Origin of the sequence: Pseudomonas sp. FSL W5-0299, from assembly GCF_005930655.1 — a bacterium.
GTDB lineage: Bacteria > Pseudomonadota > Gammaproteobacteria > Pseudomonadales > Pseudomonadaceae > Aquipseudomonas > Aquipseudomonas mandelii.
Window position 1 is genome coordinate 20,145 of the sequence record NZ_RXHX01000041.1, and the last position, 12,102, is coordinate 32,246.

A 12,102-nucleotide genomic window follows, 5' to 3' on the forward strand; every position below is an offset into this window, starting at 1 on the left:
GCGCATTCCATGCTTGATCATGTGTTTATCTCAGTCAGCGACACCCAACGCTCCGTCAATTTCTATACCGCGGCGCTCACACCGCTCCGCATCACTCACTCGCTCGATTTCGACGGCAAGGATGGCCCGCCGGGCCACCCGGATCTCAAGGGTTTCGGTGCGCAAGGCCGGGTGTTTTTCTGGCTGCGTGAAGGGGTGGTGGAGGGGCGGGCTGCGCATGTCGGGTTTGTTGCGAACAGCAGGGGCGAGGTCGATGCGGCCTATGCCGCTGCGATGAAAGCAGGCGCTACCGATAACGGCGCTCCCGGCGCACGGTTGCATTACGACCCGAATTATTACGCGGCTAACGTCCTGGACCCGGATGGCTACAGCCTCGAATTTGTTTATAAAAACTGGCAGCACCCACAATGAGCAAACTTCTGATATATGGCGCAACCGGGTACACCGGCCGAATGGTCGCGGCACAAGCGAAGGTAGCCGGGCTGGACTTCGAAGTCGCTGGACGTGACGCGACAAGCGTGGCTGCGCTTGCCCGGCAGCTGAGCGTGCCTTATCGCACCTTCACGGCCGACGCTCAAACGGCGCAAGCGCTGAGCGGCGTCACGGTCTTGTTGAACTGCGCCGGTCCTTTTGTGATGACTGCAGAACCGTTGATGCGGGCTTGCATCGAGGCCGGGGTCGACTATCTCGACATCACTGCCGAAATCAACGTTTACCGGCTGGCGGAGCGGTTGGGCGAGGATGCCGGTGTGATGCTATTGCCAGGCGTCGGCTGGGACGTTGTCCCCACGGACTGCCTCGCCCTGCACGTTGCCCGTCGTGTCGAACATCCGCAATCGCTACGGATCGCGCTGCAGGTTGCAGGTTCCATGTCCCGTGGATCGGCCAACAGCGTTGGCGAGATCATCGGTGCAGGATTGATGGCGCGGGTCGACGGCGTACTCGTTCCTGCGCCGGATGCGCAACCGCGTCACTTCGACTTCGGCGCCGGGCCTGTGCTCTGCGCGCCGCTGTCGTTCGGTGATCTGGTCACGGGTGGGCGCTCGACGGGTATCCCCAACATCGCGATGTTCGTGCACATCAGCGGTGACGCATTCCCCGAGGGCGACTTGCCCCGACTTCCCGATGGCCCCAGCGAGCAAGAGCGCCTGTCGCATCGGGCCTATGCGGTTGCTGAGGTGACAGGGGCAGATGGGCAGGTTGCGCGGTCGGTGATTGAGACTATCAACGGCTACTCCTACACACCGTTGGCCGCGGTGGAAGCGGCGCGACGCGTGTTGGCCGGGGAGCGGCGTTCCGGGTTCGAGACACCGGGTCGTCTGTTCGGAGTCGAATTCGCCGAGAGCATTGCCGGGACGGTGATCGTTGATCTCTAAGGCTGGCGCTGAAGGCACAGCAAGCGCTCGATCTGCGCCAACTCCCAGGTGCTGAGCAAACTGACCGGGTCGGTGCCGTAACGTTGCCAGCGGTCGAGTTCACCCTCGCGGCCGTCCGGGGCCTGGCAACGTTGGCAATGCAGCAGACGGGCGCCGTCGACACCGAGGCTCAGGCGCCAGCCTTCGATATCGACGTGCACGTGGCCGGGCTCGGGTTGTCTGGCGAGGCGCGATAGCGGCCGGAGTTCCAGCGCGGCGTCGCGCAACTGCTGGTAAACCTCGCGGGCGGTCAAGGGTGGCACAGGGCATCTCCGGTGGAATCGCAGGGTTGCACAGGATAGAGTCTGCGCTTGCCGCTGTCAGCGGATAGCGGGGTCGTTATTCCACCCGTCTGCCGGCGGCTTATTGGAAGTAGGTTCAACCGGGTGCGAGCTGATTTACGTGCGCTTGGCCACAAATGATTTGGAGCAGGACATGAATAAAGCCGCAGCCCTCATGGTGCTTATTGCGGGGGTGTTCGGCGCGCAAGTCCAGGCGGCCGGCGATGCTGAAGCCGGCGCGACACTGTTCAAACGGATATGCGGCGGCTGCCATCAAGTGGGGGAGTCGGCGCGGGGTTCGTTCGGGCCGCAACTCAATGGCATTTTTGGACGCCCGTCAGGTAGCACGACGGATTATCAATACTCCGACGCCATGAAATCGGCCGGCATTGTCTGGACCCGCGAGACCCTGATCGCGTACCTCGAAGATCCAAAGGAAGTAGTGCCCGGTACCCGGATGATTTTCTGGGGGCTCAGCGATCCGGAGAAGATTGAAAACCTGTTGGCGTATCTTCAGACCTTTCAGCCGCAGTAGGGCACCCTGCATTGACGCAGCGCGGCTTTCGATCAAACGCTCGGACCCACCCTCAGCAAGGCGACGTGCGGACCATGACGATCTATATGTAGGAAGGCACCTACAAAAACTCACGAAACCATGATTTTTCACACTCATAATCGAACTGGATAACCGCCCGATGGGGCGGTTTTACTTCGTTAGGATGTGTCAGTTTCCTCCCGGTATTGACTTCGATGTTTCAGGGGGAGACTCTTGGCGTCGCTGGATCCCGTAGCTGAAACCGGATAGAAATGCTCTTGCCAAATAGACTCGAAGATCATCGTGTATCTCTAGTGCAGAAACAAAACATTCTGGTTTTCTGGCCGTGAATGTTGTTTTTCATGCGCCATGAATACACCGTTTTTGTTAGCTGCGAGCTGTCTGGGATGGGCGTTTTAGGTGGCATTGGTTACATGTGATAACACGGGTAAGAGGGGGTGGCGGATATGCCTGCCCTAAATAGTTAGTTCTAATGATCGACGCGTTGCCATTGGATAGTTTGCGGCAGATGGCAGGTTAGATTGATTAGATAATATTCCAAGGACTGCACTTGCATGATGTAAGTGCGAACAATCGATAGAAGTGAGTTTATTCACTTCTGGAGGCAAGGATGCACGACCAAGTTACGTCTGAATTTTCTGTTCATCTGTGTATTCATCAACTATTCGAAGCCCGGGTTGCACGCAGTCCTGAAGCCACGTCGCTGGTCTTTGAGGGTGAGACGCTCAGCTATGGTGAACAACTGCCTCGCTTGCTTGCTGGTTCACATGTGCCATTGAGTCGCCGATAAACCGCCCGCAACAGTTTGCGGGCGTGCAGCTGGGTACCCATCGGCGAAGCATTATAAAAAGGAGAAATCATGGCAAATCCCTACCGCGAACTGCTCACCACCCCGGGCGTCATGGGGTTGGTGATCGCGAGTTCCATTGCCCGTCTGCCACAGGCAATGATTGGCATCGGCATCATTACCATGTTGGTGCAGCAGACGGGACTTTATTGGCTGGCTGGCTCGGTCGCCGGTACCTTTACCCTGGCAAATGCGCTGATCGGCCCGCAGGTGTCGAAACTCGTCGATCAGCGGGAGCAGAGTCGGGTGCTGCCCTTAGTCACCACCTTCAGCATTGGCATGTTGCTGGCGCTGATCGTTGCCGTCTCTATGAGGGCGCCGACCCCGCTGTTGTTTATTCTTGCGGCACTGGCGGGCACGATGCCCAGCATGCCCGCGATGATAAGAGCACGCTGGACACAGCTTTTCCGTGGCAAGCCGCAGTTGCACACGGCTTTCTCCCTGGACACGGTGCTGACTGAGCTCGCTTTCATTATCGGTCCACCCCTGGCCATCGGTCTGAGCGTCAGGTTTTTTGCCGAAGCCGGACCGCTTGTCGCGGTCTTGCTGCTGGTCATCGGCGTGAGCGCTTTTCTTCTGCAAAAGCAGACAGAACCGAAGGTCATCGTGGGCGTCAGGAAGAGCACTGGCTCTACCTTGCTGATTCCCGGCGTTCGCACCATCGTTCTGGCACTCTTGGCGATGGGCGTGATTGGCGGATCAATCGATGTGGCGGTGGTGGCCTTCGCCAACGCACAATACTGGCCAGCGTCCGCCAGCTTCATCCTCGCAGCCTATGCGCTCGGCTCAATGATCGCGGGCCTGACGTTCGGCGCGTTGAGGGTCTCCTTGTCGATTGAAAAGCAGTTCTTCGTTGGCGTTCTGATCACGGCAGTTACAGCCGTCTTGCCCATTTTCTCGCCGGACGTCTACATCCTTTCCGGGATGCTGTTTGTGGCAGGCATGTCATTCGCACCAACGATGGTCGTCGTCATGAACCTTGGTACGATCATCGTTCCACCGTCCAGGATCACCGAAGGCCTGACGTGGATGACGACGGGCATCAGCATCGGCGTGGCGCTCGGTGGCGTACTCGCGGGGCTGGTCATCGACGCCTATGGCGCACGGGCAGGGTTCGGCGTCGCCATCGGCGCGGGGCTGGTCATGGTGGTGATCGTGCTGTTGGGGCTGCGTACACTTCGCGCCACATCAGCGGTTTGCGCCGAGCCGAGTTTCCAGTAATCAGCACGCTGGACTTCGTTACAGCATTGATCTGCCGACAAGGGGCATGGCCCTCTTCGTGGTCCATCTGGTCGCTCAGCTAGAATGACCATTCATTCCCCATTGATGGAGAACCAGAATGGTCAGCAAAAACACGATTTGCCTCTGGTACGACGGCGCCGCGCTGGACGCCGCGACGTTCTACGCCAAGACGTTTCCCGACAGCGCGGTGGGCACCATCCTTCGCGCGCCTGGCGACTATCCTGCGGGCAAGCAGGGCGATGTATTGACGGTCGAATTCACGGTGATGGGCATTCCGTGTCTCGGCCTGAACGGGGGCTCGGGGGTCAAGCACAACGAGGCGTTCTCGTTCCAGGTGGCGACTGACGACCAGGCCGAAACCGATCGCTTGTGGAGCGCGATTGTCGGAAACGGCGGCCAGGAAAACGTCTGTGGCTGGTGCCAGGACAAATGGGGATTGTCGTGGCAGATCACGCCCCGCGTCCTGACGGATGCCATCAATAATCCCGATCAAGCAGCGGCCAAGCGCGCGTTCAACGCGATGATGCAGATGGGGAAAATCGATGTCGCGGCGATAGAAGCGGCGGTCAAGGGTTAGCCCAGTCTGATGCTCGGTGATTTGCCTTATCGCGCCAGTTGCTCCACCAGCTCAGGCGTCACGTAGTGCGGTCCGTCGAACAGGTACAGCGGATAACCGTCATAGGCCGCCAATTGCGGCTTGAGCTCGGCGGCGGTGGCGGAGCGAAATCCGCCGCCGAAGTTGGGGCGGAAGGCTTCGACGATGATGCGCACCCGGTCTTTGCCCAGACGCTCGCGCAACGCGTCGGCGTAGGTCCTGGCGACCGGTGCGGTGCGGGCGTAGACACCGACGCCGTCCTGGAAGAACACGCCAATATCATTCGGCAGCCACTGCTTGAGCCATTCTGCCGTGGCGACAGGGCCGATGTTCGCACCGTCATACACGCTGATCCATAACGGTCGTGGCAGCTTGGCCAGCAGGGCGGGCAGTTCTTTGGCGCGGGTCCAGCTGGGGTCGACTTCGGCGGGGAAGTACCAGCCTGTGACGTGCAAGGGCGTCGGCAATTTGGCGATGCGTGCCGAAACTGCCGCCAGTTGCTCGATGTTGTCCCGTGAGCGGTTTTCGCTGAAATAGCCGGCCAGTCCGAGGATGACGTCTTGCGCCCAAGGGGCCTTGGCAATGCGTGCCCAATCGGGCAGAACCGGCACGCTGGGCAGGCCGGAACCGGCAACGAATGCCTGATCGTCGACGACAGTCCATTGCACCAGCAGCTCGCGGGCCCCCAGCTTTTCCCAGTGGCCATTGATGCCGACGGTCTTGTTGTCCGGCTGCCAGACGATGCCGACGATCCCTGGGGTCTGGGCCTTTTTGTCCGTCACGTAGAGCACGCCGGTCCCGGTGCCGAGAATGGCGGCAAACAACAGACCCGCAATGGTCGCGCGACTGGCGGTGTAACCAAGAATGTTCACGGAAGCGCCTTATTGATGCGCTGATGCCATTGGCTCAGCGAGGTGACGCCTTTGGCGTTCCAGTTAGCTGCGGCATCGGGGCCGAGGTGGAATTGGCCCTCGTTGAATTGCCAGACGATCACTTGCGGTTTGTGTTGGGCGAAATCCGCAGACTCCAAGTATTGCAGCAGCGTAGCCCATGGGCCGACATCGCCAGGATTCCAGGTCAGCGCGACGGGACGGTCCAGGGCATTGGAAAGCTTTTGCGTAAAGCCCAGGTAAGGTTGGACAAAGCTGTTGCCGATCACCTGAACCGGTGCCGGTGCGTCATCGATCAGCAAGTCGTTCTGGGCCTGATGGCGAACGGTGTAGATGTCGCGACCAATCGATTTACGTTTGATCGCCGGCAGGAAATTGCTCGCCAGATCGCCGAACGCGCGTCGGTCGAACCACTCGCCCAGCGCCGCGCCACCGCCGGGTTCGCCTTGCAGGCGGTAACGCTCGGTAATCAGTTGCGCCGTGGCGTCGGCGGTGTTTTCTGCGCTCCAGGCGGTCCAGTGGTAGTCGGCGCGATAAAACGCGGTCTGTTTGCCGTGTTCAGTGCGTTGCAGGACGGGCTTGATGTTCAGCGTGGTCAGGCCTGCCTGAGTCAGCTCGCTCTGTATGTGGTCGTAGCGCTGCATCACGGCCGGGCTCAAGGGCTGATTGGCGGGCAGGCGCGAGGCATAAAACGGCGCTTTCATCGGCACTACCAATACGACCAGACTGATGTGTTCCCGCGCAAGGTTCTGCTGGAGTTGTTTCACCAGCGCAATGTTGCGAGTCGTGCCGGGGTTATCGACCTTGCTCAGGCTTTCCCAGGCCGGGAACAGCCAGCCACCTTCGCCGGTAATGACCGCCGAGGCCGCTTCAACGCCGGTGCCCGACAGGCTCAACAAGACACCGGCGATCAGGGCGGAAACCGGCCAGCGAGATTTCCATTGAAGGGTCATGGCGCGGTCTGGTCGACAAGGCCGATCAGGCGTGGAGCCTGCCGGGAGCCGACCAGGAACAGGCTGTAACGATCGCCGGCCTTGAAGGGCGCCAGCTTGAACGGCAGGCTGATGTTCTGCTCGCAATTGGCAACCAGCGTTGCTTGCACCGGGTTAATCGTGCGCTGGGCCTGTCCGTTGAACGGCACTTGATTGAACACCGGGGCATGGTTAGCCAGTTTCACCCCGGCCTTTTCGCAACCGCTGGCCAGGTTGTAGAGGTTGAGTTCGGCACGCAAGTCTTTGCCGCGCAGCGGCGGGTCGATGACCAGGCGGGGTGCCCGCGCCGGGTCACTGTCGAGAATCAGCGTGACCCACGCACTTTTCGGTGCACTCAGGCCCTTTATCTCGCGACCGTTGACGGTCACTTGCAGCGGTTGTCGCGAGTCCACGACCTGAAAAGGACTGGCCACCGTCGCCTGGGTCGAAAGGGCGAAACTCGCGCCCTGGCTCACCTGGACCTGCATGGCAGTGTCGGAGGGATTGACCACCCGCACCCAGGCCGAACCCTCCGGCAGTTTTGGCGCGTACAACTGGGCAATTTCAGGGGCGGCGTTTGCCCCCATCGGGATCAGGCCAAGTCCCAGCCACAAACAGAATCGAATCTTCATGCAAGTCCTCAATAGGAATAAGTCAGGCGACCGAAGACACCTTGAGCGCGATCATCGCCCAGCACCTTGACGCGGTACTGCAGGGAGAAGTCGAGATAGGAGCGGGGCGCGTTGTACGCATCTTCGCGGAACCAGTAGCGCACGTTGTTGCCGACACCGATGCCACCGGCCTTGCCGGACGATGAGTCCGATTTGCCATCGGAGTCGGTGCCACTGTTCATCTTCGAGTCGTAATCGAACGCAGCCACCACATGAGGGAACGTCACCCAGCGTGAGCCCGCGCCACCGATGGCATAGCTGCGGCCGACCTGCCATTCGCTGTTGAAATAGTCCCGCGAGTCGTTGACGTAATGTCCGGCTTCAGCGAACAACTGCGAAGTCCACCAGCTGGAGGCATCGACCCGCAGATCGGTCCCGACGCTTGCGCCATAGCCCAGACGCAGCAGCCAGTCACCGTCGACGTCCGACGATCCCAAGGGGAATGTGCGCTCGACGGCGGCCATCACGTTCAGCGACGTGAAGGGTTTGACCCGTACACCCACCGCGCCTTGCAGCGCATCGAAACCGGTGTCCGAATCGCTGTTCTTGCTCCACAGCGTGTCGGTGACGCGTCCGTAGAGTTCGACAAAGCGTGCATTGCGATAGCCCAACGGGCGCCAGGACAATTCGGTGCTGTTTTGCAGGCTGTCATTGCTGCTATTGCCGCCGCTCGGCGCTGAGCTCAGGCCGCTGCTGGTGCTGTTGCCGCGGTAACTGGTGGTGTTGGTCAGGCCCCAGGTGCGCGACACATCGGCCACGGCGCGACGGGTGTCGAACAGCTGCTGCGGGGACAGGTCCGGTTCACCGGCATTGTTTGCGTCGATGACGCGCTTGAAGTAGCTGACGGCTTGTTCGTCATCATTGACCCGCATCGCGTTATAGGCCGCGTCCTGAGTGGCTGATGGCGTCAGTCGCGTCTCGGCATCGGCCTTGCGGAACGATGCGTGGGCACCGTCATCGTCGCCGGCCTGGACCGACAAGTAAGCGATCTGCAGGTCGCTCATCGATTCCAGTTCACCCGTGTCCCGCGCTTGTTGCAGCCGTTCGCGCGCGGTTCGGCGCTGGCCGATGGCGCTGTACAGACTGGCTTCTTCATAAGCAGGCAGGCTCCCCAGCGCCAAGGCCTGGGTAAAGTCCTGGCGAGCGCCGGCGTCGTCACCCGATTGCTGGCGCAGACGACCGCGTTGGGCCAGCAGTCGGGCGTCATCGCCGCTGAGCTTGAGGCCCTCGCTGGCTGCCGCGATGGCTTCGGGCACTCGCTTCTGATCACTCAAGGCGCTGACGAGCAACCGTCGATACGCTGGATTCTGCGGCGCACGGGCAATGGCTTCGTTGGCCAGGACGACGGCCGAGGCGGGGTCCTTGCTGGCGAGTGCGGCGTAAGCCTGACCGGCCTTGTCGGTTCCGCCGTCGCGCTGGTTGCCCGGCCAGATATCGCAGACCAGGCCAAAAGCGGTTTCCTGACAGTTCAGGGCCGGGGCCGGAAACTGGGCGACAGCGTTCAACCCGTTGTTTTTTTGCCTGAGGGCCATTCGGGCGGCTGTGCGTCGACGGGCCACTTCGCCGCCTTCGTCATCGGCCAAAGGTTGCAGCTGATCAAGCGCCCGCTGAGGCTCGCCATGGGCCAGCGCAGCGTCGGCGGCGAAGAAGCGAATGTCGCGGGTTTCGGTTTCCAGCAGGCCATCGATGGCCAGGGCGTGATTCAGGTCAGCCTCGGCTGCCGCTGTTTTACCCTGACGATCAAGGGCGTAGCTGCGCAGGATCCACGGCGCGATTTCGCCATCGTCCTGAGCCAGTGCGCCAGACGCGGCCAGCTCGGCCCCTCGGTAATCCTTGGCTGCGAGCAGGGCGCTGATCAGCAGTTGCTGATTGGCGCCGATTTCCGGTGCCCAGGCGACGGCTTTCCGGGCCTTATCCACGGCCAGCGGCATCTGGCCTTGCTCCAGGGCGCGATAACTTTCGACGGCCAGCGGTGCGGCCAATTGCCGACGAATCGCTTCGCGGCGCATCAGCAACGTATCGTCGTCCGGGAACACGGCCAATGCCTGAGTGGTGGCCTGATCCGCATCTTGAAGATGTTGTTGACGCTGCAACGACTCGATCAGCAGCAGTCGATAATCCATGCGTTTGGGTGCCTGAGCGATGGCTTTGCGTGACGCTTGTGCCGCCGCGCCGAAATCATCGCGATCATAGGCCTTGAAGGCTTGGGCGGCGGCGCCGAAGCCTGGAGCCTGACGTGACTGTGGGTAGCGCTTGGGATGATCACGCAGATCCTTGTCCCGTTGAGCCAGCACGATCAGCCTGTTCAAACGGGTGATGTCGGCGCGCTGACGCAACGCTTCGCGGGCCTTGGCGATGGCCAGGTCGTAGTCTTTGCGCTCGTAGGCGCTGTAGGCCTCGTTGGCAGTGACGTAGGCCGGGCCGGTCAACGGTAATGGCAGTGTTTCGGCATGAGCCAGCGCAGGTATCAGGCTCAGCCCCGTGGCCATGAGAGTCAGCAAAGGGCGATTCATGCCGGAAGCTCCTCAGGGTAGTGGCTGTGTTGACGTGCCACGGCCTTTTCGATGGTGGCGCGGGGCAGCACGCCGCTGTCGACCAGATAGTCGCCGATGCGTCCGTGACGCTGCGGGCGGTACTGCAACATGGTGCGGTTGAACACGTCGCGATCCAGCAGGCCCATTTCGATCAACAGGTCACCCAACAGTGGCGCGCGGGCATCTGGTACCGACTGGCCTTCGCGCACATTCATCAGGCGCAACTGCGCAACGATTTCGCTTTCACGGGCAATCAGCTGCACCGGCTCGCTGCCCAGTACCTCGCTGACTTGTTGCAGACCTTCGGCCGGCAACGGACTGGCCACGGCCAGTTGGGCTCGACCGTCGGCGTTCAAGCCCACCGGCACCACTCGCCAGCGCAGGGCGAACTCATCATCCAGGGTGAGGGTCGACGCCTGCGCCTTGTGGGCCACATCGAACACCCGCGGCAGGTCGTTCTGGAAGGCGATGGCTTCGGCCAGCGTCTCGTCGTCCAGCCAGCCATTGCTGAGCAAGATCCGCCCCAATGGCATGTGCCGGGTTTTCTGTTCGGCGAGGGCGCTTTGCAGGTCGGTTTCGTTGATCGCCTGCCAGGACAGCAACACGCTGCCCAGCTTGCGCGGGGCGGCGGCGACCAGGTCGGTGGACGGGAAGTCGTGCATGGTCTTGTCCCACACCAGTTTGCGGTTCATGACCTTGCCGACCAGGAACATGCGCCAGGCCCGTGACGCGGCCATGAAGTTGACGAAGTTGCCCACCACCATGCGCGGGATGGACAGCAATCCGTGCTGCCAGCCATACAGCACCGTGGTGAAGTAGCAGCGGTGCGCGATGCGCCAGGCCAGCGCAACACCGTTGGCCAGCAGCAAGTATTTGATGAAGCCGTTGGTTTCGAACGGCGTGGGGAAACTCACGTCCCACAGGCCGCTCTGGCGCAGGATGATCAGGCCCAACAGTTGGACCAGAATCACGTAGGCGATGATGCTGACAAACGCCGTCACCACGCCTTTGCGGTCACGGAACAACAGATATCGATTGGCCAGCGAACCGTTCCAGCCCATTTGCTCCCAGCCTTGCAGGCCGATGCCCAGCGTCCAGCGGGCCTTCTGCCGGAACGCGGTGCGGAAGGTGTCGGGAAAGAACTCGCGCACGCACAACGGCATCTTCAGCGTCGATTCGTAAGGCTTGCGAAACCAGGATTTGCGCAGCACGCGAAACTGCACCGGGAAGCGCACGAAGATCGCGTTCATGCCGACCTTGGCCAGGCGTGCGCCGACGTCGTAGTCCTCGGTGAGGCTGTCAGTGTTAAACGGCTGGTTCTCGGTTTCCCCGGCCAGCACACGCAGGGCGCGATGGGAAAAACAGGTGCCGACGCCGGCAGACGGCACTGTGTCGGTCATGCTTTCACGCACCACCAGGTCCTTGCCGTGCCATTCGGCGAACTCGTCCATGTAGGTGCCGGCCACCCATTCGTACCAGTTGCGTTCCAGCGAAACCACGGGCAACTGGATCATGTCCTTGCGCGGCAGCAAGTAGTTGAACAGGCGCAATTCCATCGGGTGCAGCACGTCTTCGCTGTCGTGCAACACGACGCCGGCGAAGGTCATGCCGTGGGTTTTCTCATGCAGGAAGATCGCCTGGATCACCCAGTTCAGGCAGTCGGCCTTGCAGGTCGGCCCGGCGTGCGGGACTTCCACGCGGTGCAGCTGCTTGTAGCGCCGACGCATGCGCTCCACTTCGTCAATGGTGCGCTGATCGTTGATGTAGGTGCCGACGAAAACCACATAGTTCTGGTAATCGAGGGTCGACACCATGTTTTCGATCATCGGCGCGATGACGTCATATTCCAGCCAGGCCGGGACCATGATTGCCAGCGGCTGCTCATCCCGGGCCATCAACTGCTCGGCGGTCAGCGGTCGGTATTTGCGGTCCGCGGTGAACTTGCGAAACAGGCGGCGCGACCAGTACCACAGGTCAATGAACAGGTCGTCCAGGCTGGAAATCAGGATCAGCACCGCGACCACGATGGTCGAGATCTCCAGAAAGCTGTAGTAGTGAGCCAGCCAATAGGGCCAATAAAGCGACGTCATCGAAGGGTTC

The 12,102-nt window shown here is 61.1% G+C and carries 11 protein-coding genes; 5 read left to right on the forward strand and 6 right to left on the reverse strand.

The genetic code is table 11. The features are described 5' to 3' along the window. The first annotated feature begins 9 nt into the window (after positions 1–9). Both FHL16_RS29370 and FHL16_RS29375 read left to right on the forward strand, forming a co-directional pair. Positions 10–411: a VOC family protein gene (locus FHL16_RS29370; RefSeq protein ID WP_077750092.1), complete on the forward strand. Its 402-nt coding sequence runs from the start codon at positions 10–12 to the stop codon at positions 409–411. Further along, complete coding sequence (locus FHL16_RS29375; RefSeq protein ID WP_077750093.1) at positions 408–1,376, forward strand: saccharopine dehydrogenase family protein; 969 nt, start codon at positions 408–410, stop codon at positions 1,374–1,376. Before FHL16_RS29370 ends, FHL16_RS29375 begins: the two co-directional genes overlap by 4 nt. Here the strand turns inward: FHL16_RS29375 and FHL16_RS29380 are convergent. Further along, the gene (locus FHL16_RS29380) at positions 1,373–1,678 is read right to left on the reverse strand and encodes a DUF7693 family protein (protein ID WP_010459128.1); all 306 of its coding nucleotides are present in this window, start codon (positions 1,676–1,678) and stop codon (positions 1,373–1,375) included. The two genes, FHL16_RS29375 and FHL16_RS29380, sit on opposite strands and share 4 nt — an antisense overlap. Positions 1,679–1,850: 172 nt before the next feature. Here FHL16_RS29380 and FHL16_RS29385 point away from each other — a divergent pair, with 172 nt between their 5' ends. From FHL16_RS29385 to FHL16_RS29395, 3 genes are all read left to right on the forward strand, one after another. Then, on the forward strand, positions 1,851–2,231 hold the full coding sequence (locus FHL16_RS29385) for a c-type cytochrome (RefSeq protein WP_077750094.1): 381 nt from the start codon (positions 1,851–1,853) through the stop codon (positions 2,229–2,231). An 880-nt stretch (positions 2,232–3,111) separates the two neighbouring features. Beyond that, a complete protein-coding gene (locus FHL16_RS29390) occupies positions 3,112–4,320 on the forward strand; it encodes an MFS transporter (protein WP_077750095.1) in 1,209 nt (402 codons plus the stop codon). A 118-nt stretch (positions 4,321–4,438) separates the two neighbouring features. After that, positions 4,439–4,918 (forward strand): VOC family protein, encoded by a 480-nt coding sequence (locus tag FHL16_RS29395; RefSeq protein ID WP_077750096.1) that lies wholly within the window; start codon positions 4,439–4,441, stop codon positions 4,916–4,918. A gap of 26 nt (positions 4,919–4,944) precedes the next feature. On the opposite strand, the gene FHL16_RS29400 is transcribed toward FHL16_RS29395, so the two are convergent. Genes FHL16_RS29400 through FHL16_RS29420 form a run of 5 tightly spaced genes read right to left on the reverse strand, consistent with a single transcriptional unit; the run spans position 4,945 to position 12,092 of the window. Next, positions 4,945–5,808 (reverse strand): hypothetical protein, encoded by an 864-nt coding sequence (locus tag FHL16_RS29400; RefSeq protein WP_077750097.1) that lies wholly within the window; start codon positions 5,806–5,808, stop codon positions 4,945–4,947. Further along, a complete protein-coding gene (locus FHL16_RS29405) occupies positions 5,805–6,779 on the reverse strand; it encodes an alginate O-acetyltransferase AlgX-related protein (protein WP_077750098.1) in 975 nt (324 codons plus the stop codon). The genes FHL16_RS29400 and FHL16_RS29405 overlap by 4 nt, the downstream gene beginning before the upstream one ends. Continuing rightward, positions 6,776–7,429, reverse strand: a complete 654-nt coding sequence (locus FHL16_RS29410; protein ID WP_077750099.1) for an alginate O-acetyltransferase AlgF — start codon at positions 7,427–7,429, stop codon at positions 6,776–6,778. Before FHL16_RS29410 ends, FHL16_RS29405 begins: the two co-directional genes overlap by 4 nt. 8 nt (positions 7,430–7,437) lie before the next feature. Beyond that, on the reverse strand, positions 7,438–9,981 hold the full coding sequence (locus FHL16_RS29415) for an NfrA family protein (protein WP_077750100.1): 2,544 nt from the start codon (positions 9,979–9,981) through the stop codon (positions 7,438–7,440). Continuing rightward, a complete protein-coding gene (locus FHL16_RS29420) occupies positions 9,978–12,092 on the reverse strand; it encodes a glycosyl transferase family protein (protein WP_077750101.1) in 2,115 nt (704 codons plus the stop codon). Before FHL16_RS29420 ends, FHL16_RS29415 begins: the two co-directional genes overlap by 4 nt. Positions 12,093–12,102: the final 10 nt, after the last annotated feature.